Genomic DNA, 25479 nt, shown 5'->3' with positions numbered 1-25479 from the left:
AAGGTGACTGCGCGGACCCCCTCAGCTCGCGGTGCGCACACGCTGCGCCCGAGCCGAGGCGTAGAGACATACGGCTGCGGCGGTCGCCAGGTTCAGACTCTCCGCCCTGCCGTGGATCGGCACCCGTACGACGGCGTCCGCCAGCGCCCGCGTCTCGGCGGGCAGCCCCCACGCCTCGTTGCCGAAGATCCAGGCGGTCGGACCGCCCATGGTGCCCGCGTCCAGCTCGTCGTCGAGGTCGTCCTCGCCCGCCCCGTCCGCGGCCAGGACCCGTACTCCCACACCCCGCAGGCCCGCCACGGCCTCTTCGACGGGGACGCCGACGGCGACCGGCAGGTGGAAGAGCGAACCGACCGACGCCCGGACCGACTTGGGGTTGTACAGGTCGACGGACGCGTCGGTGAGGACGACGGCGTCGGCGCCCGCCGCGTCGGCGCAGCGCAGCACGGTGCCCGCGTTGCCGGGGTCACGTACGTTCGCGAGGACGGCGACGAGACGGGGCCGCGCCCGCAGGATGGACTCGAACGGCGAGTCCAGGAAGCGGCAGACGCCGAGCAGGCCCTGCGGGGTGACGGTCTGCGAGACGTCGGCGACGACATCGGCGTCGGCGAAGTGCACCCGGACCCCGGCGGCGCGGGCGGCGTCCACGATGTCGGCGTACCGCTCGGCGGCCTCGACGGTGGTGAACAGCTCGACCAGCGTCGGGACACCGTCCTCGCCCCGGTGCTCGACCGCTTCGCGTACGGCCTGCGGGCCCTCGGCGATGAACCGGCGTTCCTTGCCGCGGAAGGCCCGCCTGACGAGCCGCCGGGCGGCGGTGACACGCGGGGAACGCGGAGAGATCAGCTCGGGGGTGCCCATGGGCGGCGGCTCGCTTCTCGTGCGGACGTGGCGGACGTACGTGTGGTGGAACGCGGTACGGGGGTGGAACGCGCCGGACCCGCAGGCGGTGTGCCTGCGGGTCCGGCGGGAAGTGCTGTGATCCGTGATCCGGCAGGGGATCAGGCAGCGGCCTTCGGGGCGTTGACGTCGCTCGGGAGCGCCTTCTGGGCGACCTCGACCAGCGCGGCGAACGCGTTGGCGTCGTTGACCGCGAGCTCGGCCAGGATCTTGCGGTCCACCTCGATGTTGGCGGCGTTGAGACCCTGGATGAGGCGGTTGTAGGTCATGCCGTTCTGGCGGGCGGCGGCGTTGATCCGCTGGATCCACAGCCGGCGAAAGTCGCCCTTGCGCTTCTTGCGGTCGTTGTAGTTGTAGACCAGGGAGTGGGTGACCTGCTCCTTGGCCTTGCGGTACAGGCGCGAGCGCTGGCCGCGGTAACCCTTGGCCTGCTCCAGAATCGCCCGGCGCTTCTTGTGGGCATTGACTGCCCGCTTGACGCGTGCCACTTGTTAACTCCTTGTAGCTGGGTCACGGGCGTTGACGTGACCCGAGAACGGCGTGGTCGGTACGGCGGCTGGAGCCCCGCGCTCGGCGGGGCTCGCGCCTACAGGCCGAGAAGCTTCTTGGCCTTCGCGGCGTCACCCGGAGCCAGCTGCACCGTGCCGGCGAGACGGCGCGTCAGGCTGGACGGCTTGTGCTCCAGGTAGTGGCGACGGCCCGCACGCTGGCGAAGGATCTTGCCGGAGCCGGTCACGCGAAAGCGCTTCTTCGCACCGCTGTGCGTCTTGTTCTTCGGCATAACGCCGTTCTCCTCATCAGTGGCACTCCCCACCGGCCGAGGCCGCTGCGCGGGAGCGTCAAATCGCTATGTATGGAATCCGGACGGGACTCCGGGGGCGCCTGGCCGGCGGCCCGTGGATCACGCCTCGGAGGACGACTCGGCCGGAGCCTCCGCGTCGGCGCCCGCTTCGGCGTCCGCGTCCGCACGGGCCTTCGCGGCGTCCGGGGACTCGTCCACGTGGTCGTCGGGCGCGTAACCCTGGCGCTCCGCCTTGCGGGCCGCCTGGGCCTCGCGGGCCTCGGCCATGGCTTCGGTCTTCTTCTTGTGCGGGCCGAGCACCATGATCATGTTTCGGCCGTCCTGCTTCGGGTTCGACTCGATGAAGCCGAGCTCCTCGACGTCCGAAGCGAGACGCTGGAGCAGCCGGAAGCCCAGTTCGGGGCGGGACTGCTCGCGACCACGGAACATGATCGTGATCTTGACCTTGTCACCCTGCTTGAGGAACCGGACGACATGACCCTTTTTGGTGTCGTAGTCGTGCGGGTCGATCTTCGGCCGGAGCTTCATCTCCTTGATGACCGTGTGCGCCTGGTTCTTGCGCGCCTCACGGGCCTTCATGGCCGACTCGTACTTGAACTTCCCGTAATCCATGAGCTTGCACACGGGCGGACGGGCGGTCGCCGCGACCTCGACCAGGTCCAGGTCGTACTCCTGCGCGAGCTCCAGGGCCTTCGCAAGCGGCACGATGCCGACCTGCTCGCCGCTGGGACCGACAAGGCGGACCTCGGGAACACGAATCCGGTCGTTAATGCGGGGCTCAGCGCTGATGGATCCTCCTCGGTAGCACCACACGGCCGCCTGGCAGACAGCCGCGTAACGTCTGTTTCGTCAGACCAACCGCAGGGGGAACGGAAAAATGCCCCGGACGGGACACAGGCGGGAGCTCCATGAATACCGGAACACCGCCGCGTCGAACCACGGGGCGTATCGGGCGGCTCCATCGTCCGTACGGAACGATGGGGACCACCTGACCGGTGACCCGCCACCCCGAGGGGCGGCCAGGTGGGAGAACGGAGCCTCCACTTGTGGGTCGGCCACACACGTGTCCGACCGGTCGTAACGCAAGGTTAGCAGTTCCCGCGCGGGTGAGCTAACCGGCTGTCTCCGCCTCCGGCGCCGGGGCCTATCGTGTGCGGAATGAGCGACACGACCCCTCCCCAGGAACCAGCCGACTTCGACGCCATGACCCGTGACATCGCGGAGGTACCGGCCGTCGAGGTGATCGTGACGGTCGCCGTCAATCTGATGAGCGCCGCCGCGGTGAAGCTCGGTCTCACGGAGGACGGCGACGCGCACAAGGACCTGGACGAGGCCCGCAAGCTGGTGCACGCGCTGGCCGGACTGCTGGACGCGAGCGCGACGGAGATCAGCTCCTTCCACGCGGCGCCGCTGCGCGACGGCCTGAAGTCGCTCCAACTCGCCTTCCGCGAAGCCTCGATGGTCCCGGACGAGCCGGGCCAGGGCCCCGGCGAGAAGTACACGGGGCCGGTCTACGGCAAGCTCTAGGGTCTTTCGTTTGGATCAGGCCGGATGAGAGAGCGGGGTCTGGTGCCGTGGATCGCGAGGCGGAGGAGGGAGGCATGGCGGGAGCCGTGCCTCCCCTTGCGCCATCAACGCGGCGAGGCGCGGTGCCAGGGACCGCGAGCCCGGCAAGATCCAAACGAGAGGCCCTAGGGTCCGTCGGGTCCGTCGCGTACGAACAGGGGCTCGCCCGGAGGTGAGGCGCCGGCCGGCAGCAGTGCCAGGTCGAGACCGCGCACCAGGCGGGCCCTCAGCACGTCGTGAGCCGCCAGCGCGGAAGCGATCCGCCGGACCGCGTCCGCCGGGGCGGCGTCCGGCAGCAGGACGAGCGCGAGGGTGCCGTCGGCCTCCCCCGGGCCGAGATGCGCCCTCAGTACGGAGGGCTCGGCGGCGGCCACCTCCTCAACGGCAGCGACGACGGCCGGGTCGTCGAGCGGGTCGGTGCCGATGCGCCCCTCGGCGAGCGCGAACAGGGCCGGTCCGGCGAGTTCGTACGGCACGGGCCCCGCCAGGTCGATGACGACCGTGTCGGCCTTCTCGTGCGCCGCCGCGCTCAGTGCCTGGTGCAGCGGTACGGCGACGGGGCGCGCGGCGGGGTCCCAGCGGGCCAGCGAGGCGGTCGAGGTGAAGGCGGGCAGGGCGCGCCGGCCGCCGGCCCGCAGTGTGGGGACGGCCATGTCGCTGCTCTTCTCGCGCCGCAGCCCCCGCTCGTCCTCCTCACTCTCGCCGAGCACGGCGACGACGGGGACCAGCAGCCGGGCGCCCTTGAGGGCGGCGAGGACGCGCGGCTCGGCGGACCGGTCGGCGGACCAGGCGGCGAGGGCGTCCGTGAGGGCGGGGTCGGCGGTGCCGTCGTCGTCGGAGAAGCCGGAATCGGGGATGTCCTTGAGAGCCACGGGGCGAGCCTAGTGGGCGTGGTCGCCGCTCAAGCGCCGGGCTGTTCTCGAAGCCCGTCCGGCGATTGAGGGCAGAATCAGGGGCGGGACCGAAGGGGGACGCCATGCAGGCGCGCAGGGAACCGCTCGTCGACGCCGCCGACGCGAACGTCACGTACAGCGTCGCCGTCCGCGACACGGCCACCGGCCGTACCACGGCCCACCACCACGGCCCGGACCCCACCCACCCCTCCGCCAGCGTCGTCAAGGTCGGCATCCTCGCCGCGCTGCTCCTGCGCGCCCAGGACACGGGCCGCGAGCCGACCGCCCGGGAACGTGGATGGGCCGCCGAGATGATCGAGCGCAGCGACAACGACGCCGCCACCGCGCTGTGGCAGGTGATCGGCGGAGCAGACGGACAGGACGAGGCCCACCGGCGGCTCGGTCTGCGCGAGTCGGCCGCGACCCCGGACTGGGGGCTCTCGCGTACCACCGCGACGGATCAACTGACGCTGCTGGACGCCGTGTTCAACGGCGGTGCGACGCCTCTGGACGAGCGCTCGCGCGCCTTCGTGGCGGATCTGATGACGCGCGTGGTGGCGGACCAGGCGTGGGGCGTCTCGGCGGCGGGAGGCGCACCGGCGCTCAAGAACGGCTGGATGCCGTTGAGCGCCACGGGGCTGTGGGTCATCAACTCGGTCGGCCGGGTCACCGCCGGGGGCCGTGACCTTCTCGTGGCCGTCCTGTCGGGCGGACATCCTACGAAGGACGCGGGCATCGCCCTGGTCGAGGCGGCGGCGCGGGCCGCCGTCAGCGCGGTCGGCGGCGCCCGATGACCGGTCCGCCGCGCCAGAGCACCACCGCGCCGGCCAGCAGCAGCGCGCCGAGGCCGCCGGCGAGCGGGGCGAGCCAGGCGGCCGGCTCCGATCCTCCGGAGGCGTTGTCGGGGCCGCGGCCGAAGTACTCCTTCGTGTAGCCGGCCGTCTCGCTCTTCGCGTCGGCGGTGTCGGGGCTCAGCCTTCCGCCCGCCTTGATCGCCGCGGCCGGATCGACGATGCCGTAACCGGTGGAGTCGTCACGGCCGTTGTCCGGGGCGTCGCGGGCGGTGTCGGCGAGCAGTTTCTTGATCTGGGCGGGCCGCAGTTCGGGGTGGGCCGCGCGGACGAGGGCGACGGCGCCGGAGACGAACGCGGAGGCGGCGCTGGTCCCCCAGCCTTCGTAGTAGCGGCGGTCGGGGTCGGCGATGACGACGTCGACGCCTGGCGCGCTGACGGTGGCGTACCAACGCCGGGTGGAGAACGCGGCGTGCGTGCCGTACCGGTCGACGGCCGTCACGGCGATCACGCCGGGGTACGCGGCCGGATACGAGACGCGGTCGCCCTTCTCGCCGCCGTTGCCGGCCGAGGCGACGAGGACGGCTCCCTTGGACAGCGCGTACTGGACGGCGGCGTCCTCGCCGGGCTCGGGGTGGGCCGACTCGCTGTCGTCGCCGAGGGACATGTTGATGACGTCCGCGCCCTGGTCGGCGGCCCAGCGGATGCCGTCGGCGAGTGAACCGCCGCGCGACTTGCGGGCCTTGGCCCGGTCGGGGTCGGTGCCTTCGAGGATCACGCGGACCGGCAGGATCTTTGCCCGGGGGGCGATCCCGAGGACACCGGCCTCCTGGCCGGGGCCGTGCCCGCGACCCGCGATGATGCCCGCCATGGCCGTGCCGTGCCGGGCCCAGGCGCGGTCGCCGCTCTTGGCGCCGAAGCCGATGAGGTCCTTGCCGGACAGCACTTGTCCGGCGAGGTCGGGGTGCGTGGGGTCGACGCCGGTGTCGAGCACGGCGACGGTGATGCCGTCGCCCTTGGTGGTGCGCCAGGCGTCGTCGGTGTGCATCGCTTCCAGTGCCCACTGCTGGGCGCGGATGACGTCCGCGTGGGCGGGTGTCGCGGGGACGGCGGCCAGGAAGGAGGCGGCGGCGAGGGTGGCGGCAACGCGGCGCCCGCGGCGCCGTGACGTCGGCGTCGGCGTCCGCGTCGGCGTCCGCGTCGGCGTCCGCGTCGGCGTCGGCGTCGTTCGCGTGGCCGGTGTCGGGGGCGTCGTCATCGGGGCGGCTCCGTTGCCGTGCTGACTGATGTGCGCAGACCGCGTTCGACCCGGTCGGCGATCCCCTTGGCGTCGTGGCCGAGCCCGGCCTGGGCCGCCGCCGTCTTCGCACCGTCGGCGGTGGCCTTGGCGACCGGCTGCGGGTCGGGGACCCGGCGTGCGTCGGCGAAGCCGGAGACGGCGTACACGACGACGGGAGCCTCGGTGAGGACGTTCACCGTCCAGCTCGCGCGCTGTCCGTCGCCGAAGCCGGCGGCCACGGTGCCCTTCACCGGATAGGTGCGGGGCATCAGGTCGGTGCGCTCGGTGAGCTTCTCGCCGGTGAACCGGGTGTCCAGCGCCTTCATGCCCGACGGTTCGCCTTCCGTGAAGACGAGGCCGACGGTGGTGACGGTGCTCTGGGTGGCGTCCACGTAGGTCGCCCGCAGGACCCGCTCGCAGCCGACCGGACGCAGCGTCTTGAGGAGGAGTGGATCGAGCGCCCGCGCGCAGGTGCTCTCGGGTGCCACGGCGACCCTGGTCCAGGTGCGGTCGGCGCCGCCGGGACCCGCGCCGTCGCCCTTGAGGGTGCGCGGGAAGAAGGTGTCGACGGGGGTGCTGTGCCACAGCGTACGGAGCGGTGCGTAGCCGGCGCCCGACGCGGGGTCGGCGGAGGAGTCTCCGGTCAGCCAACTGCCGGTGACGGCGCCGCCGATCAGGCCGAGGCCCAGGACGACACAGCCGATCGCGGCGGCCGTCCTGCCGGGGTGGCGGGCGGGCACGGGACGCAGCCGGGTGGTCGTCTCGGCCGGGGTCTCGGGAGGCACGGCCGGCCGGTGGTAGGGCGGCAGCGGGGCGGAGAACCCGGCGGGGCGCCGGGGGACGTCTCGCGCCGCCTTGAAGGCGGGAGGTGGTGGCGGCAGCCGGGGGGCCGTGCCCGTGGCGGTGAAGGTCGGCGCCGACAGCGGTGGTGCTGGTGTAGGGCGCCGGGTGGGCCGGGGCGGGACCGGGGCGGCCGGTGGGGCCGGGGGGACGGGGCGCAGGCGGGCGGTGTCCTCGTCGGGAGGCACGGTGGATCGCGGGGCCGCACGGCGCGGGGCCGATTGCTGTGGGGCGGTTCGCTGTGGGGGAGGTCCGGCCGGGTGCGGGGGTATGGCGGGCTCCCCGCCCGACGACCCGCCCGATGACCCGTCCACCGAGCGGCCAGATGTCCCGCCGGGCGTCCTGGTTTCGGCGGTTCCGGCGCTTTCGGCGGTTCCGGCCGGCTTCGGGGCCGGCGTTCCGTTGTTCCTGTCGTCGCCGCGCCGTTCGTCCGGCGTACGAGGGCCGTCCGGGGCGGGCGCGGGGCCGCCACCGGTCGATTCGGCGAGGGCGGCGGGCTGTGCGATCGGGGGTCCCGACGGCGGTGGTGGCGGTGGTGGTCCTGCGGGGCGGGGTGGCACGGGCGCGCGCCGCGCTTCGGTACTCATCCGCCCCCCTGTGATCACGGCCTTGTCCACGGCGGATCGCCGCCCGGGGCAGGCCCGTTCGTCGCCGCGTGGGCGTCACTCTACGGGCTTCGGAGCACCCCGCGGGAACAGCTCCGCAGGTCGGGGCGGATCTGACCAGAACGTCCCCCTACCGTCGGGTAGGCCCGTCTGGCAAGCTCGGACGATGACTCCCCGCGCCGCCGACCGGGCCCGGTACGACCGGGCCACCGCCCATCTGGACGCCCCGCTCGCCGTGGTCGATCTCGACGCCTTCGACGCGAACGGGGACGATCTCGTCCGCCGGGCGGCGGGCAAACCGATCAGGGTGACCAGCAAATCGGTGCGCTGCCGCGCGCTGTTGGAGCGGGTTCTGGCGCGCGACGGTTTCGCGGGCGTCATGTCGTTCACGCTTGCCGAGTCGCTGTGGCTGGCGCGTGCCGGTTTCGGGGACGTGCTGCTCGCCTATCCGTCAGCGGACCGGGGCGCGTTCGCCGAACTCGCCGCCGATCCGAAGCTGGCCGCGGCCGTGACGGTGATGGTCGACGATCCGGCGCAGCTGGATCTCGTGGATCTCGCGCGGGCGGGCGGCACGGAGGAGATCCGGGTCTGTCTGGAGCTGGACACCGCGTTCCGGTTGTTCGGCGGGCGGGTACGGATCGGGGCCCGGCGTTCGCCGCTGCGTGAGCCCGCGCAACTGGCCGAGCTGGCCAGGTCGATCGCCCGCAGGCCCGGATTCCGGTTGGTGGGGCTGATGGCGTACGAGGGGCATGTGGCGGGTGTCGGTGACTCGGTCGCCGGCCGGCCGCTGCGCTCGCGTGCGGTGCGGCTGATGCAGTCGGCGGCGCGCAAGGAGCTGGCGGAGCGGCGGGCGGCTGTGGTGTGCGCGGTGCGGCTGGTGGCGCCGGAGCTGGAGTTCGTCAACGGCGGTGGCACGGGCAGTGTGCAGCACACGGCGGCCGACGGGTCGGTGACGGAGATCGCCGCCGGTTCGGGGCTGTACATGCCGCGGCTGCTCGACAACTACACATCGTTCACGGGCCGTCCGGCCGCGCTGTTCGCGCAGCCGGTGGTGCGCAGGCCGGGTGTCGGCGTGGTGACCGTGCTCGGCGGCGGCTACCCGGCGTCGGGCGCGGCGGGCCGGGACCGGCTGCCTGAGCCGTATCTGCCGGAGGGACTGCGGTACGACCCGCTGGAGGGCGCAGGCGAGGTGCAGACCCCGCTGCTCGGGGCCGCCGCCGACGATCTGCTGATCGGCGACCGGGTGTGGTTCCGGCACGCGAAGGCCGGGGAGCTGTGCGAGCGGTTCGACGAGCTGCTGCTGATCGAGGGCGACCGGGTGACGGCGGCGGTGCCGACGTACCGGGGCGAGGGCCGTACGTTTCTCTGAGGCGCCCGCACCGCCCCGGATCCGGATGGGGACCGCACGGGGCCGGGTCGGGGCCGGGGCGGGCTCAGGAGGGGCCGATGGAGCTGCCGACGCCGCCCGTCGAGTCGCCGATCGCCCGGATGCCCTTGGTGATCGTGTCCATTCCGCCGAGCGGTGGACCCTTGGGTCCCGCGTCGAAGGCGAACCGGACGACGATCAGCGATTCGGCGCCGATGGTGGAGGGGAAGGCCAGCGACTGGACGTAACCGCCGGGCCCCGAACCTGTCTTGACCTTCCAGCGCACGAGATATCCGGTGCGTCCGGCGACGGTGACGCTCGCGGACTTCTCCACGGTGTGCGAGGTGACACCTCCGTAGAAGGAGGTGCCGAGGGAGTCCTCGTCGTACAGGGAGTCGGACGCGTCCTGGATGTCCTCCTTGGCGAGGGCTTCGGGGGTGGCCGCGTCGGTCTGGGTGGCGGTGGCGGACATGACCCGGCCGTGCTGGCAGTACCGGTTCTTCTGGCCGGGGCACTCGTAGTCCCCGGCCGTCGTCATGGTGACCGCCCGGTCGACCAGGCTGTCCGACTTCTCCCAGCCGTCCGGGATGGGCAGCGTGATGCCGTTCAACTGGTCGACCAGCACGTCCGGGTCCTCGCTCGGATCGGGCGTGGGGCTCGCGTCGTCGGTGGCGCCCGTCGGGCCGGGAGCGGGCTCGGTGGGAGTTCCGGTGGGCCGGGGCGCGGCCTTCGTGCCGTCGTCGCCGAGCAGCGTGACACCGGCGACGATCGCGGCTACGACAAGCCCGGCGGCGATGGCGGCGACGGCCCGGCCCCGGCCGCCACCGCGTCCACCGCCCCGCCCGCCGTGCGGCGCGAGCGGGACGGCGGGCGCCGACCGCGGTTGCTGGTAAGGGTGTTGGTACGGCTGCTGATAGCCCTGCTGGTACGACGGCTGCTGTTGGATCGGCTGGGGCTGCTGGATCGGCTGCGGCTGCGGCTGCGGTAAGGGAGCCGCCGCGCCGAGCGGCCGGGTGTGCGCGGTCCAGGCGTTCCCGTCCCACCAGCGCTCGGTGGCGGGCACGCCCGGATCCGCGTACCAGCCGGGCGGGGTCGACATGCTCATCCCGTCACTCTAGGCCGGTGGCCGGACTACAGCGGGGTCACGTACGCCCCGCCGATGCCACCGTCCACCATGAAATCCGTCGCGTTGACGAACGACGCGTCGTCGCTGGCGAGGAAGGCCACCGCCGCGGCGATCTCCTCCGCCTCCGCGAAGCGCCCGCCGGGAATGTGCACGAGTCGCCGCGCGGCCCGCTCGGGGTCGCTCGCGAACAGTTCGCGCAGCAGGGGGGTGTTGACCGGCCCCGGGCAGAGCGCGTTGACGCGGATGCCCTCGCGGGCGAACTGCACGCCCAGCTCACGCGACATGGCGAGCACGCCTCCTTTGGAGGCGGTGTACGAGATCTGGCTGGTGGCCGCGCCCATGGTCGCGACGAACGACGCGGTGTTGATGATCGAGCCGCGCTTCTGCTGCCGCATGTAGGGGATGACGGCCTTGCAGCACAGATACACGGAGGTGAGGTTGACCTCCTGGACGCGGCGCCAGGCGTCGATGCCGGTGGTGAGGATCGAGTCGTCCTCCGGCGGTGAGATGCCCGCGTTGTTGAACGCGATGTCGACGCTGCCGTACGTGTCGAACGCCGTCTTGAAGAGGGCGTCGACCTGTTCCGCGTCGGTGACGTCGACCCGTACGAAGGTGCCGCCCACCTCGTCGGCCACCGCCTGGCCCGCCGTCGCGTCGATGTCGCCGCAGACGACGTGCGCGCCTTCGGAGGCGAGCCGGCGCGCGGTGGCGAGACCGATGCCGCTGCCCGCGCCGGTGATGACGGCGGTGCGGCCGACCAGCCGGCGGCAGACGGGGCTCTCGGCGTTCTGGTTGATCTCGTCGGGCATGGGTCAGGCCTCCGTACTGATGAAGATGTTCTTGGTCTCGGTGAACGCGGTGAGGGCGTCGGGACCCAGTTCACGTCCGACGCCGGACTGTTTGTAACCGCCGAACGGGGTCGAATAGCGCACGCTGCTGTGGGAGTTGACGGACAGGTTGCCCGCGGCGACGGCGCGCGAGACGCGCAGCGCGCGGCCGAGGTCGCGGGTCCACAGGGAGCCGGAGAGGCCGTACTCGGTGTCGTTGGCGAGGCGGATCGCGTCCTGTTCGTCGTCGAACGGGACGACGACGGCGACCGGCCCGAAGATCTCCTCGGTCACGGCGGGGTCGTCGGCGGCGACATCGGTGAGGACGGTCGGCGGGAACCAGAAGCCGGGCCCCTCGGGGGCGGTGCCCCGTACGGCCGCCCGGTCCTCGGGGACGTACCCGCGTACGCGCTCCAGTTGGGCGCGCGAGATGAGCGGTCCCATCTGGGTCCTGTCGTCCGCCGGGTCGCCGACGACCACCGACCGCACGGCGGGGGTGAGGAGTTCGAGGAACCGGTCGTACGCGGTGCGCTGGACGAGGATGCGGGTACGGGCGCAGCAGTCCTGTCCGGCGTTGTCGAGGAAGGCCATCGGGGCCTCGGCCGCCGCGCGCTCGATGTCGGCGTCGGCGAAGACGATGTTGGGGCTCTTGCCACCGAGTTCAAGGGTCACGCGCTTCACGAGCCGCGCGCCCCTGGCCATGATCTCCTTGCCGACGCGGGTCGAGCCGGTGAAGACGATCTTGGCGACGCCGGGGTGCTCGACCAGTGCCCGGCCCGCGATGTCCCCGGCGCCGGGCAGCACCTGGAACAGGTGCTCGGGAAGGCCCGCCTCCAGGGCGAGTTCGGCCAGGCGGAGCGCGGTCAGCGGGGTGGTCTCTGCGGGCTTGAGGAGTACGGCGTTGCCTGCCGCGAGGGCCGGTGCGGTGCCCCAGGCGGCGATGGGCATCGGGAAGTTCCAGGGGGCGATGACCCCGACGACACCGAGCGGTTCCAGGAGGGTGATGTCGAGGCCGCCGGCCACCGGGATCTGCCGGCCCGTCAGGCGTTCCACTCCCCCGGCGGCGTAGTCGAGGAGGTCGCGGACGTTGCCCGCCTCCCAGCGGGCGTTCCCGAGGGTGTGGCCCGCCTCCCTGACCTCCAGCCGGGCGAGTTCTTCGAGGTGGTCGTCGACCGCGGCGGCGAAGCGGCGCAGCAGCCGCGCCCGGTCGGCGGGGGCCGCGGCGGCCCACCGGCGCTGGGCGGCGGCGGCCCGTGCGACGGCCGCGTCGACCTCGGCGGCGCTCGTCGCCGGGACGGTGGCGATTACCTCCTCCGTCGCCGGGTTGAGGATCTGGTGGGCAGAGGGCCGGTCTGCGGTCTGGTGGGCAGAGGGCCGGTCTGCGGGGGGCTGGTCGGGCACGTCTCGATTCCTCACATGCGTTCGAAGGAGCGGCGAAGCTCCCAGTCGGTCACGACGGCGTCGAAGGCGGCCAGTTCGACACGCGCCAGATTGAGGTAGTGGGCGACGACCTCGTCCCCGAAGGCGGCCTTGGCGATGGGGCTGTGCTCCCAGAGGTCGGCGGCCTCGCGCAGGGTGGTGGGGACCTGCTCGTACGCGGAGGTGTAGGCGTTCCCGGCGCAGGGCTCGGGGAGTTCGAGCTGGTGCTCGATGCCGTAGAGCCCCGCCGCGACCAGGCCCGCGACGGCCAGGTGGGGGTTGACGTCGCCGCCGGGCAGCCGGTTCTCGAAGCGCATGGAGCGGCCGTGACCGACGACCCGCAGGGAGCAGGTGCGGTTGTCGTTGCCCCACGCGACGGCGGTCGGGGCGAAGGAGCCGGGCGCGAAGCGTTTGTAGGAGTTGATGTTCGGCGCGTACAGCACGGAGAAGTCGCGCAGCGCGGCGAGCTGGCCGGCCAGGAAGTGGCGCATCACGGGCGACATGCCGTGGGCGTCGTCGCCCGCCATGACGTTCGTGCCGGGTGCGTCGGCGGACTGGAGCGAGAGGTGGATGTGGCAGGAGTTGCCCTCGCGCTCGTTGTACTTGGCCATGAAGGTGAGCGAGACGCCTTCTTGGGAGGCGATCTCCTTGGCGCCGGTCTTGTAGATGGCGTGCTGGTCGCAGGTCAGCAGGGCCTCGTCGTAACGGAAGACGATCTCGTGCTGTCCCGGATTGCACTCGCCCTTGGCGGACTCGACGGTCAGACCGGCGGCGGTCATGTCGTTGCGGATCCGGCGCAGCAGGGGCTCGATACGGCCGGTGCCGAGGACGGAGTAGTCGATGTTGTACTGGTTGGCGGGGGTGAGGCCGCGGTAGCCGCTGTCCCACGCCTGCTCGAAGGTGTCCTTGAAGACGATGAATTCGAGTTCCGTGCCGACATGCGCGGTGTAGCCGTGCTCGGCGAGACGCTCAAGCTGGCGACGCAGGATCTGGCGGGGCGCGGCGACGACGGGTGAGCCGTCGTTCCAGGCGAGGTCGGCGATGAGCATCGCCGTCCCCTCGTTCCAGGGGACGCGGCGCAGGGTGGCGAGGTCGGGGCGCATGGCGAAGTCGCCGTAACCGCGGTCCCAGGAGGACATCGCGTAGCCGTCGACGGTGTTCAGCTCGACGTCGACGGCGAGGAGGTAGTTGCAGCCCTCCGTGCCGTGTTCCAGTACGTCTTCCAGGAAGAACGGCGCGGCGAACCGCTTGCCCTGGAGTCTGCCCTGCATGTCGGGGAAGGCCAGGACCACGGTGTCGATCTCGCCGCTCGCCACGAGGGCGCGCAGCTCCTCGACGGAGAGCGGGGGTGTGCGGTCTGCCACGGGACAACTCCTCCATCGGCCAGCCGGGGACCTTAAGGTATTCCGGGAGACCATTGCTTGGGAAGGGGAAACGGCGACGTGGCGAAGAAGGATGCGGCGAAGAGGAGTGAGCCGGCCGACCGGCTGACGCCCGTCCTGCGCCCCGTGCGCGCGGGCAACGGCTTCGAGGAGGCGCTGGAGCAGATCATGCAGGTGCTGCGCCTCGGTCTGGTCGCGGGCGGCGAACGGCTGCCCGCCGAGCGGGAACTGGCGGAGCGGCTGCGGATCAGCCGGGTCACGCTGCGCGAGGTGCTGAAGGTCCTCACCGACCAGGGGCTGGTGGAGAGCAGACGGGGGCGCTACGGCGGCACGTTCGTCCGGCCCCGGCCCGACACCCCGCCGCAGGGGGTCGGGGAGGAGCTGCGCCGCCGGGTCTCCGGGGTCGACATCGAGGACGTACTGCGCTTCCGCGAGGTGCTGGAGGTCGGCGCGGCGGGCCTGTGCGCGGCGCACGGCCTCACCGCGCGGGAGGCGGCCCGGCTGCGCGGGGCGCTCGCGGCCACGCACGACGCCCCGCTGGGCGACTACCGCCGACTCGACACACTGCTGCATCTGACGCTCGCGGAGCTGTCCGGCTCGGCGCGGCTGACCGAGCAGTACGCGTCGGTCCGCGCGACCGTGAACGACCTGCTGGACTGCATCCCGCTGCTGGTAAGGAACTTGGAGCACTCCCAGCAGCAGCACACGGCGCTGGTGGAGGCGGTCCTGGACGGCGACGCGGACGCGGCGCGCGAGGCGATGCGCGAGCACTGCGGCGGGACGGCGGCGCTGCTGCGGGGATTTCTGGCCTGAGAGCCGATCGAGCCCGACCGGTGACCGGGGACGGCCAGTGATCGGGAACGCGGCACCGGGCCGGGCCGGGTCGGGTCGGGTCGGGCTCGTAACAGTCGCTTAACGCACAGGGCTTGCGCGCGGGCGATTCCGGCCGCAATGGTGTGGCCTCACACCTTTACCCGAGGCAGGAGCGGCTCATGGCCGAAGGCACGGACTCCCGTATCCCACCAGCCAAACCGTCGGGTCCGGCGGGTCCCGCGGGTCCCGCACCGGGCGGCTCCGCCGACGACACGGCCTATCTGAGCCGCCGTACGCTCAAACGCGGCAGCGCCGGCTGGCTGCTGCTGACCGGCCTCGGCGTCGCCTACGTCGTCTCCGGGGACTTCTCCGGCTGGAACATCGGCCTCTCCGAGGGCGGCTTCGGCGGGCTCGCCATCGCGACCCTCCTGATGGGCGCGATGTACGCCTGCCTCGTCTTCTCGCTCGCCGAGCTCTCCGCGATCCTGCCCACGGCGGGCGGCGGTTACGGCTTCGCCCGCCGCGCGCTCGGCACCTGGGGCGGGTTCCTGACCGGCACGGCCATCCTCATCGAGTACATCCTGGCGCCGGCCGCGATCTCCATCTTCATCGGTGACTACGTCGAGTCGCTGAACCTCTTCGGACTGGACGCGGGCTGGCCGGTCTATCTCGCCTGCTTCGCCATCTTCATCGGCATCCACCTCTGGGGTGTCGGCGAGGCGCTGCGCTTCAGCCTGGTCGTGACGGCCATCGCCGTCGCCGCGCTGCTGATCTTCGCCGTGGGCGCCTTCACCGAGTTCGACAGCGGCGGCCTCAACGACATCCCCGTCCAGGAGGACGCCTTCGGGTCCAACTCCTGGCTGCCGTACGGCCTGCTGGGCATCTGGGCCGCGTTCCCGTTCGGCATGTGGTTCTTCCTGGGCGTCGAGGGTGTGCCGCTGGCGGCCGAGGAGGCCAAGGACCCGGTGCGCTCGATGCCGCGGGCTCTGTCGATCTCCATGGGCGTGCTCGTCCTGCTGGCCCTGATCACGTTCTTCGCCGCGACGGGCGCCCGCGGCTCGGCCGCCGTCATGGAGGCGGGCAATCCGCTGGTCGTCGCGCTTCAGGGGGACGGCGAACCCACGGCGCTCAGCCGGTTCGTCAACTACGCGGGGCTCGCCGGACTGGTCGCGTCCTTCTTCTCGCTGATCTACGCCGGTTCCCGGCAGTTGTTCGCCCTCTCCCGCGCCGGCTATCTGCCCCGCTTCCTCTCACTGACCAGCAGCCGCAAAGCGCCATATCTCGGCCTGCTGATACCGGGCGCGATCGGCTTCGCCCTCGCCGCCGGCAGCGGCAACGGCGGGCGGATGCTGAACGTCGCGGTCTTCGGCGCCACCATCTCCTACTCCCTGATGGCTCTGTCGCACCTGGTGCTGCGGCGCCGCGAGCCCGATCTGCACCGTCCGTACCGGACACCGGGCGGCATGGTCACCTCCGGTGTGGCGTTCGTGCTGGCCCTGTCTGCGCTGGTGGCGACCTTCCTGGTGGACAAGGACGCCGCGTTCATCGCCCTCGGCGTCTATGTCGTGGCTCTCGCCTACTTCGCCTTCTACAGTCGGCACCGGCTGGTCGCCGCCGCGCCCGAGGAGGAGTTCGCCGCGCTCGCGGAGGCGGAGGCGGAGCTGAAACGGGACTGAGCCGGAGAGGCACCACGGCAGGACAGCACGACAGCACGAGCACAGCACCACAACGGAGGAACTTTCGGTGAAGCCACTCATCGGCGTCAGCACGTATCTGGAGACGTCGGCCAAGTGGGGCGTCTGGGACCTGCCCGCCGCTCTGCTGCCCACCGGGTATCCCCGGCTCGTCCAGCGCGCGGGCGGCCTCGCCGTCATGCTCCCGCCGGACGAGCCGGCCACCGCCGCCTCGGTGGTCGCCCGGCTCGACGGGCTGGTGATCGCCGGTGGTCCGGATGTGGAGCCCGTACGGTACGGGGCCGAGCCCGACCCCCGTACCGGACCACCCGCCAGGGAGCGCGACGACTGGGAACTGGCCCTGATCGAGGCGGCGTTGGCGTCCGGAACGCCGCTGCTCGCGATCTGCCGGGGGATGCAGCTGCTGAACGTCGCGCTCGGCGGGACGCTGATCCAGCATCTGGAGGGCCATACGGCGGCGACCGTCGGCGTGTTCGGCGAGCATCCGGTGAAGCCGGTACCGGGCACGCGGTACGGCACCGCCGTGCCGGAGGAGTCGGCGGTGCCGTCCTCCCACCACCAGGCGGTGGACCGGCTGGGCAAGGGCCTGATCGTCTCGGCGTACGCCGGCGACGGAACGGTGGAGGCGGTGGAGCTGACGGACGAGCGGTGGGTGCTGGGGGTGCAGTGGCATCCGGAGATGGGCGAGGACGTCCGCGTGATGACGGCGCTGGTGACGGCGGCCACGCGTGAGACCCTGCCCGGCGGATCTTCGGGTCTCAGCGCGTGCCCGTCGCGGAGCGGCTGATGTGACGCTGGCGCGATGCGGTGCGAGGCGCGGGGATCGACGTTGCGGATGGCCCGGCCGTTCGTGGCCGACTGACGACAACGGGGGCACCTCCCGTGGCCCCCTCGGGCCTACGGGAAGGGCGCCGGGCCGGGCGTCCGGTGCGTGCGATCGCAAGGCGGAAGAGGGAGACAGCGCGGAAGGGGCACCGCCCGTGCCCGAAGGGCCAGGTCCTGTCCGGCGGATCTTCGGGGATCAGCCGGGCGTCTGGTGCGGTGCGTCGCAAGGCGGAGGATCGTGCTCGTACCGGACGTACTCGGATGCCTTCGAAAACGCTGTCAACGAAGCGAGGTGCCGTGCCAGGCGTCCCGGACTGATCCCCGAAGATCCGCCGGACAGGGCCTGTTCGACGTCCACGTCTGCGCGTGGCGGCCCGCCCTCCGGGCGGCGCAACCGGCTACGGTCCGCCCGCCGCCTAAGTCCTGTCCGGCCTGCGCGCCTTGCCACGTTCCTGGCCCCCGGACGGGCCGGGCCAAATCGGCCGTGTTCGATCCCCACACCGCCGGTCGGCGGAAGGACACGACCGGCCGGACGAATCTGCTCTTCGAGCAGGCTTGGTCTTCGGAGGTGCGAGTGACGGCGTGCGACCAGCCCGAGCGAGCCTGACGGGCGCCGCTGGCCGCAGTGCCGTCCGACACGCAGACCTGACCGAACGCGTGTGACCGCCCGGCGAGCGTGGCCGACGCGCGAACAGTCCGCCCCAGCCGGCCTGACGACTGTGGCTGCGGACGGGCCCGACCGCCCGGCAGGCCAACGCCGTCCTCACTCGCCCGGCACTTCCGCTCCCCCGTCGCCGCGCGTCAGCGACAGGAGTTCGCGCGCCGGGCCGCTCGGCCGGTGGCCCGTCGGCCAGACCGCCCGGAGGTCGCGGCGCAGTGACACTCCCGTCACCGCCACCTCCGTCAGCCGGCGCGATGCCAGCTCCTCCCCCACGGCGAGTTCGCTGAGTACCGAGGGTCCCGCGCCGCTGACCACCGCCGCCTTGACCGCCGTCGTCGAGGACAGTTCGAGCAGCGGCGCGGCGAGGCCTCCGTAGGAGGCGAGTGCCGCGTCCAGCACCTGGCGGGTGCCCGAGCCCTCCTCACGGAGGATCAGCGGGGCGGCTGCCAGCTCCTCGGGCGTCAGGGCCGTACGGCGTCCCCACGCGTGCGCCGGCGCGACCACGACCACCAGCCGGTCACGGCCGATCACCGTGCCGTCCAGCCCGGTGGGCACGGCCAGGCCCTCCACGAAGCCGAGATCCGCCTCGCCGCCGATCAGCCGCGCGGCCACGGCGCCCGAGTTTCCGGCGAGGAGCGAGACGGCCGTGTCCGGTCGGGCCGCGCGGAGTGCGATGAGCCAGCCGGGCAGCAGATACTCGGCGATGGTCATGCTCGCGGCGACCCGCAACCGTGAGTCGCGCCGGTCGCGCAGCGCCTGCGCGCCCGCGTCGAACGCCTCCGCCGCCTCCATGATGCGCCGCGCCCAGTCGGTGACGAGCGCGCCGGCGCCGGTGAGCCGGGAGCCGCTCGGTGACCGGTCGAAGAGGCTGACGCCGAGCTGTCGTTCGACCGACCGTATCCGGCTGCTCGCCGCGGGCTGGCTGATGCCCAGCTCACGGGCCGCCCCGCCCATGCTGCCGTGCCGGGCCACGGCGATGAGCAGTTCCAGCGCGCCCAGTTCGGGCACCCGGTGGGCGAGGGACACAGCGGGCTCGTCAGTCATACATGCAGGTTATGGCCTCATAGAACCAAGGGGCCTGGTGAGGAGGGCGCGGAGCGACGAGGGTGCCGATATGGCCACCCTCGCCACCACCCCGACCACCCCGACCACCCCGACCGCCTCGGTCACCCCGACCGCACCGCACGCCGCGCCCCAACCCCGGCGCTTCCCGGCCCTGCGCCATGTCGGACCCAACTGGTACGCGAGCGTGATGGGGACCGCGATCGTCGCGAGCGCGGGCGCCACTCTGCCCGGGGACCCGGCGGGGGTCCCCGGACTGCGCGCCGCCTGCGTCACCGTCTGGGCGCTGTCGGCGGTGATGCTCCTGCTCGTCCTGGCGGCCCGCGCCGGGCACTGGATCCACCACCGCGACCAGGCGCGCGCCCATCTGCTCGACCCGGCGGTGGCGCCCTTCTACGGATGTCTGGCGATGGCGCTGCTCGCGGTCGGCGGCGCCACCCTCACCGTGGGCCGGGAGGTGATCGGCGAGCGCGCGGCCGTGGCCGTGGACGCCGTCCTGTTCACGACGGGCACGCTCGTCGGCCTGGTGGCGGCCGTGGCCGTCCCGTATCTGATGGTGGTACGCCACCGGGTACGGGCCGCCGACGCGTCCCCGGTGTGGCTCCTGCCGGTGGTGGCGCCCATGGTGTCGGCGGCGCTCGGCCCGGCGCTGATCCCGTATCTGCCCGCCGGGCAGTGGCGCGAGTCGCTGCTGCTGGCCTGTTACGCCCTGTTCGGTCTGAGCCTGCTCGCCACGCTCACCCTGCTGCCGCTGATCTTCGGCAGGCTTGTCCTGCACGGTCCGTTGCCGCTCGCCCTGACGCCCGCGCTCTTCCTCGTCCTCGGCCCGCTCGGGCAGTCCACGACGGCGGTCGGCCATCTCGCGCGGGAGGCGCCCACGGCGCTCGGTGCGGACGCTCACGTCTCCGCCCTGGACGCCTTCGCCGTGCTGTACGGCGTCCCGGTGCTGGGCTTCGCGCTGTTGTGGCTGGCGCCGGCGGTCGCGATGGTGGTGCGGGCGGTCCGGCGCGGGATGCCGTTCTCGATGACGTGGTGGGCCTTCACCTTCCCGGTCGGTACGTGCGTGACCGGCGCCGCCGGGCTCGCCCGAGCCACGGGGCTGACCGCCCTGGTCTGGCTGGCGCTCGCCCTGTTCGTCCTCCTGACGGCTGCCTGGGCGGTGGCGTGGACCCGTACCGTCCACGGTGTGATCAGCGGAGCGCTGCCCGCAGCGCCGCCGGCGCCCCGGCCAGCGACGGCCCGTACCACGTGAGGAACCGCCCGTCGACCAGCGCCGCCGGCAGGCCGGGAAACGCCTCGGGCCCGTCGTCGGCGGTGAAGCGGTACGGCTCGTCGGGCAGGACGACCAGGTCGGCCCCCGAGGCCCGCAGCTCGTCCAGCGGGATGCGCGGGTAGCGCTCGGCCCGGTCCGCGTAGACGTTGTGCACGCCGAGCCTGGCGAGCAGGTCGCCGGCGAAGGTGTCGCCGCCGAGCACCATCCACGGCCTGCGCCAGATCGGTACGACCGCCCGGCGCCCGTCTCCGTACGGAGAAGGAGACGGGCGCTGAGACTGGGACGGCACCGCCGCCCAGGCGTCGCGCGCCTCATCGAGCCAGCGCGGCACGGCGAGCCCACAGCCCGTCACGAGCATCCGCTCCAGTTCGGCGAACGCCTGGTCGAGGTCGCGCACCTCGGTGACCAGCACCTCGATGCCCGCAGCCCGCAGCGCGGCGAGATCCGGCTCACGGTTCTCCTCCTCGTTGGCGACGACGAGGTCCGGGCGCAGCGCGGCGATCGCGCCGACGTCGGGATTCTTGGTGCCGCCGACGCGTACGGCGTCGAGGTCGGCGGGGTGGGTGCACCAGTCGGTGGCGCCTACCAGGAGTCCGGGCGCGGTGACCGCGACGGCCTCGGTGAGCGAGGGGACGAGCGAGACGATCCGGGGTGCGGCGGTCACGGCGCGCGGCCCGCCACTCAGCGCCGGGTGTCGAACGTCGCGTCGATGTGTTCGGCGACGGCGACGACCAGGATGCGGGTGCCGGGCTCGGTGGCGCGCCAGCGGTGCCTGACCCCTCCGGAGAGGTACAGCGTGTCGCCGCGCTCCAGGCGGTACGCGCGGCCTTCGGCCTCGACCTCCACCGAACCGTCGGCGATGTACATCACCTCGTCGTTGCGGTGCTGGTACTCGCGCCCGGTGTCCTGCTCGCCGGTGTACTCCTTGGCGTGCAACTGGTGTCCGCCGCGGGCCACCCTGCGGACGCCGGGGCCGCCGCCGTCGGCCCGTACGACGTCGACCGTGCGCGCCGAGTCGGCCGCCGCGTGCAGCGCGGCGATGGTGGTCTCCAGGGCGCCCGCCACCCGCTCCAGGGAGCGGGCGCTCGGCCGGGCGCGTTCGTTCTCGATCTGGCTGAGGAAGGGCACGGACAGCCCACTGCGGTCGGCGACGGCCGCGAGCGTGAGGCCGAGGGACCTGCGCCGCCTGCGGACGGCCGCGCCCACCCTGAGCGCTTCCTTGTCGTCCATGTCTGGGCTCCCTCCCGGCCGGATCGTCATCTTCTCAGAGTTGACCGCCGTACAAGGGCGGTCTGCCTCACCCGCCGCCGATCCGCGCCCGGTGCGAACAGGCGGGCGAGCGGCGCGACGGAGCGATCCTGTTACCGACCCGTAGGGTCACACGGTCCAACCTACGACGCGCGGGCGTCGAACGCGCCCGCGAGCGGGCATCGGAAAATGGGCGGGCACTGTGGCGACAGGTCGCGCACCGTGGCGACAGGGCGGGCACCGTCACTCACGGTGCCCGCCCTGTTGTCGATGCCGCCGGGCGGCGGCTCTCAGGCCGTTACTGCGGGGCGATCTGTTCGTCGATGCCGGGGTTCTCCGCCATCCAGGCCCTGACCGCCTCTTCCTCGTGACCCGTGCCGCGCTTCTGGATCTCGTTCTCCAGGCCGGCGAGTTGTTCCTCGCTCAGCTTGAAGTCCTTGAACCACTCGGTCAGTTGCGGGTAGTTCTCGGGGAAGTCCTTGTTGGCCACGGTGTGGAGCCGGTCCCCCTCGCCGAATGCCTTCCGCGGGTCCTTCAGCTTCGTCAGCTCGTACTCGTTGTAGGCCCAGTGCGGGGTCCACAGCATGACCGCGATGGGCTCCTTCTTGGCGTACGAACGCTCCAGCTCGGCCAGCATGCCGGGCGTGGAGCTCTCGACGATCTTGTACTCGCCGTCCAGGCCGTAGCCCGGCAGCACCTTGTTCTTAAGGATGTTCATGGTTTCGGTGCCGGGCTCGATGCCGACGATCCGGCCCTTGAACTCGTCCCCGCGGCCCTTCAGGTCCGCCAGCGAGTCGACGCCCTTCACATAGGAGGGCACGGCGATCTCCAGTGACGTCGGCCCGTACCAGGAGCCGAGGTCGGAGAGTTTGTCGCTGTACTTGTCCCAGTATCTCTTCTGCGTGTTGGGCAGCCAGCCGTCGAACTGGACGTCGATCTGCCCCCGGGCCAGCGCCGTGTACATCGGACCGACCTCGAACTGCTTGAGGTTCATCTTGTAGCCCCGGTCCTCCAACACCGCCTTCCACAGATAGGTGGCGGCGATGTCCTCCTCCCACGGGAACCAGGCGACCTCGATGGGCCGTTCACGCTCGTCCTTGCCGTTCGCGCCCTTGCTGACGCCGGTGACCGGGGCCCACTTGTCGGCCAGTTCGGGGTTGTCCTTCAGCCAGGCGCGTACGGCGTCCTGTTCCTTGCCCTTGCCCGCGCCCTGGATCTCGGCCTCAAGGCTGGTGAGTTGTTCCTCGGTCATCTTGAAGTTCTTGAGCCACTTGGCGATGCCGGGGTTCTCGGCGGAGAAGCCCTTTCGGGCGAGCATGTGCACGCCGTCGCCCTCGCCCCAGGTGCCCTTGGGGTCCTTGAGCTTCTTCAGGTCGTAGGTGTTGTACGCCCAGTGCGGGGACCAGAGCGTGACGACGACCGGTTCCTTCTTCTCGTACGCGCGCTTCAGCTCGGCCAGCATGCCGGGTGTGGAGCCGTCGACGACCTTGTACTCGCCTTCGAGGCCGTACTCCTTCAGGACCTTGTCCTTGAGGATGCCCATCTCACCCGCGCTGGGCTCGATGCCGATGATGCGGCCCTTGAACCGGTCGGCCTGGCCCTTGAGGTCCGCGAGGGAGTCGACGCCCTTCACGTACGAGGGTACGGACAGCTCCAGGGACGTCTCGTCGTACCAGGCGCCCATGTCCTCCAGCTTGTCCTTGTACTGCTCCCAGTAGGTGGCGTGGGTGGTCGGCAGCCAGGAGTCGGTCTGGAGGTCGATCTGGCCGTTCGCCTGGCCGGTGTAGAGCGCCCCGGCCTCGTACTGGGTGGCCTCGACCTCGTAGCCGCGCCGCTCCAGCAGTTCCTTCCAGAGGAAGGTGGAGGCGATGCCCTCGTCCCAGGGGATGTAGCCCATGCTGATCTTCTTGCCCTTGCCGACGTCGCCGTCGGTGGCGACCGTGGCGGACTTGTCGGCGCCGAAGATGCTCATGCCGCCCGCGACGAGCGCGAGGACGACCACGCCGACCACGGCGACCGAGGGGCGCGGGCGGTGGTCCGAGATCTTCCACGAACCGCGCAGCGCCTGCGCCTTGGCCAGCGCGCGGCGGCCCAGCGGCGAGACCTGCCGGCCCAGCGCGCCGGTGAGCCGGTCCAGGTACATCGCCAGGATGACGATGGAGATGCCCGCCTCGAAGCCGAGCCCGATGTCGACGTTGCCGATGGCGCGGTAGACGGCGCCACCGAGGCCACCGCCACCGACCATGCCCGCGATGACGACCATCGACAGGCCCAGCATGATCACCTGGTTGACGCCGGCCATGATCGTCGGGAGCGCGAGCGGAAGCTGGACGCGCAGCAGGGTGTTGCGCGGGCTGGTGCCGAACGCCTCGGCGGCCTCGACCAGTTCGGCGTCGACCTGCCGGATGCCCAGTTCCGTCATACGGACGCCGGGCGGCAGGGCGAAGATGATCGTGGCGATGATGCCGGGGACCACGCCGACGCCGAAGAAGATGATGCCGGGGATGAGATAGACCATCGCGGGCATCGTCTGCATGAAGTCGAGCACGGGCCGGATGACGGCGCTGACGGTGGCCGAGCGCGAGGCCCAGACGCCGAGCGGTACCGCGATGACCAGGATGACGATCGTCGCGACGAGTACCAGCGAGAGCGTCGACATCGCCAGTTCCCACAGCTCGATCGAGTCGATGAGCGCGAAGCCGACGTAGGCGAGGCCGGCCGCGAGCAGCCCGCGCAGCCACCAGGCGAGCACGGCGAGGATGCCGGCCAGGAGAAGCGGTTCGGGGCCGTTGAGCACGGCGTCGACGACGTCGTACATGCCGGTGACGAGCGAGCTGATCGCGTCGAACAGCCAGGAGAGGTGCTTCTGGAGGAAGTCGACTCCGCTGTCGACCCATTCGCCGAGCGGGAGCCTAGGCACTGGCGGCCTCCTTGCCGACGGACAGCGTTGTCGGACCGGCGTCGGCCACGGGTGGTGACGTCTTCGCGAGGGCATCGGCGGGGGCGTCGGCGGGGGTCATCGGCTCGCCGAGCACGGCGAGGAGCCTGGCGCGCGGTACGACTCCGACCAGCCGCCCCTCGTCGTCGGTGACGGCCACGGGGACCGAGCTGGTCGAGCACGGGGTGAACAGCTCGATGATCGGGGTGCCGACGGTCACGGTGGCGGGCGCCGCCGCGAGCACGTCCTCGTCGGTACGCAGCTCCTTGCCGTCGTCCGTCCGGCTGCCATGGGCGGTGTCGGCGTCCGCCATGATCGCGCCGGCGGTCAGGACACGCGAGCGGTCGACGTCCTGGGTGAAGGAGGCGACGTATTCGTTGGCGGGGGTGACGAGGATGTCCTCGGCGGTACCGAGCTGGACGATCGCGCCGTCGCGCATCACGGCGATCCGGTCGCCGAGCCGCATGGCCTCGTTGAGGTCGTGGGTGATGAAGACGATGGTCTTCTTCAGCCGCTTCTGGAGCTCCAGGAGCTGGTCCTGCATGTCACGGCGGATCAGCGGGTCGAGCGCGCTGAACGACTCGTCCATGAGCAGCAGGTCCGCGTCGGTGGCGAGCGCGCGGGCCAGGCCGACGCGCTGCTGCATACCGCCGGACAGCTCGTCGGGCCAGGCCTTCTCCCAGCCGGCCAGCCCCGCGAGTTCAAGGGCCTCGGTGGCCCGTCTGTCGCGCTCGCGGCGTGGGACGCCCTGGACCTCCAGGCCGTATCCAGCGTTCTCCAGGACGCTGCGGTGCGGGAAGAGCGCGAAGTGCTGGAACACCATGCTGATCTTGGTGGAGCGCACGGTGCGCAGCTCGGCCGCGCTCAGGGCGGTCAGATCCTGACCGTCGAAGAGCACCCGTCCCGCCGTCGGCTCCAGCAGGCCGTTCAGCATGCGCAGCAACGTGGACTTGCCGGATCCGGAGAGGCCCATCACGACGAATATCTGACCGGGATCGACGGAGAACGAGGCATCGATCACCGCTGCGGTCGTACCGTCGGCGCGCAACGCGTCGCGGTCCGTGCCGCTTTCGAGCTTCCGCACCGCTTCACCGGGTCGTGCGCCGAACACCTTGTACAGGTGTTCCGCCGTCAGCCTGGACACATATACCTCACGCCGTCGAAACGAG

Annotated in this window: 23 protein-coding genes; 7 read left to right on the top strand and 16 right to left on the bottom strand. The window is 71.9% G+C overall.

Annotated elements, in window-relative coordinates:
- Nucleotides 1–21: 21 nt before the first annotated feature.
- The 4 genes from OG700_RS32790 to infC form a co-directional block, all read right to left on the bottom strand.
- On the bottom strand, nt 22–861 hold the full coding sequence (locus OG700_RS32790; protein ID WP_405619954.1) for a TrmH family RNA methyltransferase: 840 nt from the start codon (nt 859–861) through the stop codon (nt 22–24).
- Nucleotides 862–1001: 140 nt separating this feature from the next.
- The gene (gene rplT / locus OG700_RS32785) at nt 1002–1388 is read right to left on the bottom strand and encodes a 50S ribosomal protein L20 (RefSeq protein ID WP_023542860.1); all 387 of its coding nucleotides are present in this window, start codon (nt 1386–1388) and stop codon (nt 1002–1004) included.
- Nucleotides 1389–1486: 98 nt separating this feature from the next.
- On the bottom strand, nt 1487–1681 hold the full coding sequence (rpmI, locus tag OG700_RS32780; protein WP_405619951.1) for a 50S ribosomal protein L35: 195 nt from the start codon (nt 1679–1681) through the stop codon (nt 1487–1489).
- A gap of 120 nt (nt 1682–1801) precedes the next feature.
- Complete coding sequence (infC, locus tag OG700_RS32775) at nt 1802–2515, bottom strand: translation initiation factor IF-3 (RefSeq protein ID WP_405619949.1); 714 nt, start codon at nt 2513–2515, stop codon at nt 1802–1804.
- Between the two features lie 345 nt (nt 2516–2860).
- Here infC and OG700_RS32770 point away from each other — a divergent pair, with 345 nt between their 5' ends.
- Nucleotides 2861–3229: a DUF1844 domain-containing protein gene (locus OG700_RS32770; RefSeq protein WP_405619947.1), complete on the top strand. Its 369-nt coding sequence runs from the start codon at nt 2861–2863 to the stop codon at nt 3227–3229.
- 164 nt (nt 3230–3393) lie between these two features.
- On the opposite strand, the gene OG700_RS32765 is transcribed toward OG700_RS32770, so the two are convergent.
- The gene (locus OG700_RS32765; protein ID WP_405619945.1) at nt 3394–4140 is read right to left on the bottom strand and encodes an SseB family protein; all 747 of its coding nucleotides are present in this window, start codon (nt 4138–4140) and stop codon (nt 3394–3396) included.
- 104 nt (nt 4141–4244) lie between these two features.
- Between OG700_RS32765 and OG700_RS32760 the strand changes: the two genes are divergently transcribed.
- Nucleotides 4245–4955, top strand: coding sequence for a serine hydrolase (locus OG700_RS32760; protein WP_405619943.1), 711 nt, complete (start codon nt 4245–4247; stop codon nt 4953–4955).
- On the opposite strand, the gene mycP is transcribed toward OG700_RS32760, so the two are convergent.
- The gene (gene mycP / locus OG700_RS32755; RefSeq protein WP_405619941.1) at nt 4930–6210 is read right to left on the bottom strand and encodes a type VII secretion-associated serine protease mycosin; all 1281 of its coding nucleotides are present in this window, start codon (nt 6208–6210) and stop codon (nt 4930–4932) included. The two genes, OG700_RS32760 and mycP, sit on opposite strands and share 26 nt — an antisense overlap.
- Nucleotides 6207–7016 carry a hypothetical protein gene (locus OG700_RS32750; RefSeq protein WP_405622157.1) on the bottom strand — a complete coding sequence of 270 codons (810 nt, stop codon included), beginning with the start codon at nt 7014–7016 and terminating at the stop codon, nt 6207–6209. The genes mycP and OG700_RS32750 overlap by 4 nt, the downstream gene beginning before the upstream one ends.
- A gap of 826 nt (nt 7017–7842) precedes the next feature.
- Between OG700_RS32750 and OG700_RS32745 the strand changes: the two genes are divergently transcribed.
- The gene (locus OG700_RS32745; protein WP_405619939.1) at nt 7843–9045 is read left to right on the top strand and encodes an amino acid deaminase/aldolase; all 1203 of its coding nucleotides are present in this window, start codon (nt 7843–7845) and stop codon (nt 9043–9045) included.
- 64 nt (nt 9046–9109) lie between these two features.
- Here OG700_RS32745 and OG700_RS32740 read toward each other — a convergent pair whose 3' ends face one another.
- The 4 genes from OG700_RS32740 to OG700_RS32725 form a co-directional block, all read right to left on the bottom strand.
- Nucleotides 9110–10147: a DUF2510 domain-containing protein gene (locus tag OG700_RS32740; RefSeq protein ID WP_405619937.1), complete on the bottom strand. Its 1038-nt coding sequence runs from the start codon at nt 10145–10147 to the stop codon at nt 9110–9112.
- Nucleotides 10148–10173: 26 nt separating this feature from the next.
- Nucleotides 10174–10977 (bottom strand): 3-oxoacyl-ACP reductase, encoded by an 804-nt coding sequence (locus tag OG700_RS32735; RefSeq protein WP_405619935.1) that lies wholly within the window; start codon nt 10975–10977, stop codon nt 10174–10176.
- A gap of 3 nt (nt 10978–10980) precedes the next feature.
- Nucleotides 10981–12327 (bottom strand): aldehyde dehydrogenase family protein, encoded by a 1347-nt coding sequence (locus OG700_RS32730; protein WP_405622155.1) that lies wholly within the window; start codon nt 12325–12327, stop codon nt 10981–10983.
- A gap of 80 nt (nt 12328–12407) precedes the next feature.
- Complete coding sequence (locus tag OG700_RS32725) at nt 12408–13778, bottom strand: glutamine synthetase family protein (RefSeq protein ID WP_405619933.1); 1371 nt, start codon at nt 13776–13778, stop codon at nt 12408–12410.
- A 78-nt stretch (nt 13779–13856) separates the two neighbouring features.
- Between OG700_RS32725 and OG700_RS32720 the strand changes: the two genes are divergently transcribed.
- The 3 genes from OG700_RS32720 to OG700_RS32710 all read left to right on the top strand — a co-directional run bounded on the left by OG700_RS32720 (nt 13857) and on the right by OG700_RS32710 (nt 17090).
- Nucleotides 13857–14609: a FadR/GntR family transcriptional regulator gene (locus tag OG700_RS32720; RefSeq protein WP_405619931.1), complete on the top strand. Its 753-nt coding sequence runs from the start codon at nt 13857–13859 to the stop codon at nt 14607–14609.
- Between the two features lie 179 nt (nt 14610–14788).
- Nucleotides 14789–16285, top strand: coding sequence for an ethanolamine permease (gene eat / locus OG700_RS32715; protein ID WP_405619929.1), 1497 nt, complete (start codon nt 14789–14791; stop codon nt 16283–16285).
- 67 nt (nt 16286–16352) lie between these two features.
- Complete coding sequence (locus tag OG700_RS32710) at nt 16353–17090, top strand: gamma-glutamyl-gamma-aminobutyrate hydrolase family protein (RefSeq protein ID WP_405619927.1); 738 nt, start codon at nt 16353–16355, stop codon at nt 17088–17090.
- An 801-nt stretch (nt 17091–17891) separates the two neighbouring features.
- Here OG700_RS32710 and OG700_RS32705 read toward each other — a convergent pair.
- The gene (locus OG700_RS32705; protein WP_405619925.1) at nt 17892–18833 is read right to left on the bottom strand and encodes a LysR family transcriptional regulator; all 942 of its coding nucleotides are present in this window, start codon (nt 18831–18833) and stop codon (nt 17892–17894) included.
- Nucleotides 18834–18903: 70 nt separating this feature from the next.
- On the opposite strand from OG700_RS32705, the gene OG700_RS32700 reads away from it, so the two are divergent.
- Complete coding sequence (locus OG700_RS32700; protein ID WP_405619923.1) at nt 18904–20103, top strand: TDT family transporter; 1200 nt, start codon at nt 18904–18906, stop codon at nt 20101–20103.
- On the opposite strand, the gene OG700_RS32695 is transcribed toward OG700_RS32700, so the two are convergent.
- From OG700_RS32695 to OG700_RS32680, 4 genes are all read right to left on the bottom strand, one after another.
- Nucleotides 20042–20788: a helical backbone metal receptor gene (locus tag OG700_RS32695; protein ID WP_405619921.1), complete on the bottom strand. Its 747-nt coding sequence runs from the start codon at nt 20786–20788 to the stop codon at nt 20042–20044. The genes OG700_RS32700 and OG700_RS32695 overlap by 62 nt on opposite strands.
- Nucleotides 20789–20805: 17 nt before the next feature.
- Nucleotides 20806–21354, bottom strand: a complete 549-nt coding sequence (locus OG700_RS32690; protein ID WP_405619919.1) for a helix-turn-helix domain-containing protein — start codon at nt 21352–21354, stop codon at nt 20806–20808.
- A gap of 316 nt (nt 21355–21670) precedes the next feature.
- A complete protein-coding gene (locus OG700_RS32685) occupies nt 21671–24292 on the bottom strand; it encodes an ABC transporter permease/substrate binding protein (RefSeq protein WP_405619917.1) in 2622 nt (873 codons plus the stop codon).
- Nucleotides 24285–25454 (bottom strand): glycine betaine/L-proline ABC transporter ATP-binding protein, encoded by a 1170-nt coding sequence (locus OG700_RS32680; protein ID WP_405619915.1) that lies wholly within the window; start codon nt 25452–25454, stop codon nt 24285–24287. The genes OG700_RS32685 and OG700_RS32680 overlap by 8 nt, the downstream gene beginning before the upstream one ends.
- Nucleotides 25455–25479 lie beyond the last annotated feature (25 nt).

The organism is Streptomyces sp. NBC_01508, from assembly GCF_045040315.1.
In the GTDB taxonomy this organism is placed as follows: domain Bacteria; phylum Actinomycetota; class Actinomycetes; order Streptomycetales; family Streptomycetaceae; genus Streptomyces.
This window is presented reverse-complemented; position numbering and strand designations above follow the sequence as displayed.

Bases quoted from the DNA above. Each gene is read 5' to 3' on its own strand.
- OG700_RS32790 (WP_405619954.1), bottom strand. From the start codon at position 861: ATGGGCACCCCCGAGCTGATCTCTCCGCGTTCCCCGCGTGTCACCGCC.
- rpmI (WP_405619951.1), bottom strand. From the start codon at position 1,681: ATGCCGAAGAACAAGACGCACAGCGGTGCGAAGAAGCGCTTTCGCGTG.
- OG700_RS32770 (WP_405619947.1), top strand. From the start codon at position 2,861: ATGAGCGACACGACCCCTCCCCAGGAACCAGCCGACTTCGACGCCATG.
- OG700_RS32760 (WP_405619943.1), top strand. From the start codon at position 4,245: ATGCAGGCGCGCAGGGAACCGCTCGTCGACGCCGCCGACGCGAACGTC.
- mycP (WP_405619941.1), bottom strand. From the start codon at position 6,210: ATGACGACGCCCCCGACACCGGCCACGCGAACGACGCCGACGCCGACG.
- OG700_RS32745 (WP_405619939.1), top strand. From the start codon at position 7,843: ATGACTCCCCGCGCCGCCGACCGGGCCCGGTACGACCGGGCCACCGCC.
- OG700_RS32740 (WP_405619937.1), bottom strand. From the start codon at position 10,147: ATGAGCATGTCGACCCCGCCCGGCTGGTACGCGGATCCGGGCGTGCCC.
- OG700_RS32735 (WP_405619935.1), bottom strand. From the start codon at position 10,977: ATGCCCGACGAGATCAACCAGAACGCCGAGAGCCCCGTCTGCCGCCGG.
- eat (WP_405619929.1), top strand. From the start codon at position 14,789: ATGGCCGAAGGCACGGACTCCCGTATCCCACCAGCCAAACCGTCGGGT.
- OG700_RS32705 (WP_405619925.1), bottom strand. From the start codon at position 18,833: ATGACTGACGAGCCCGCTGTGTCCCTCGCCCACCGGGTGCCCGAACTG.
- OG700_RS32700 (WP_405619923.1), top strand. From the start codon at position 18,904: ATGGCCACCCTCGCCACCACCCCGACCACCCCGACCACCCCGACCGCC.
- OG700_RS32690 (WP_405619919.1), bottom strand. From the start codon at position 21,354: ATGGACGACAAGGAAGCGCTCAGGGTGGGCGCGGCCGTCCGCAGGCGG.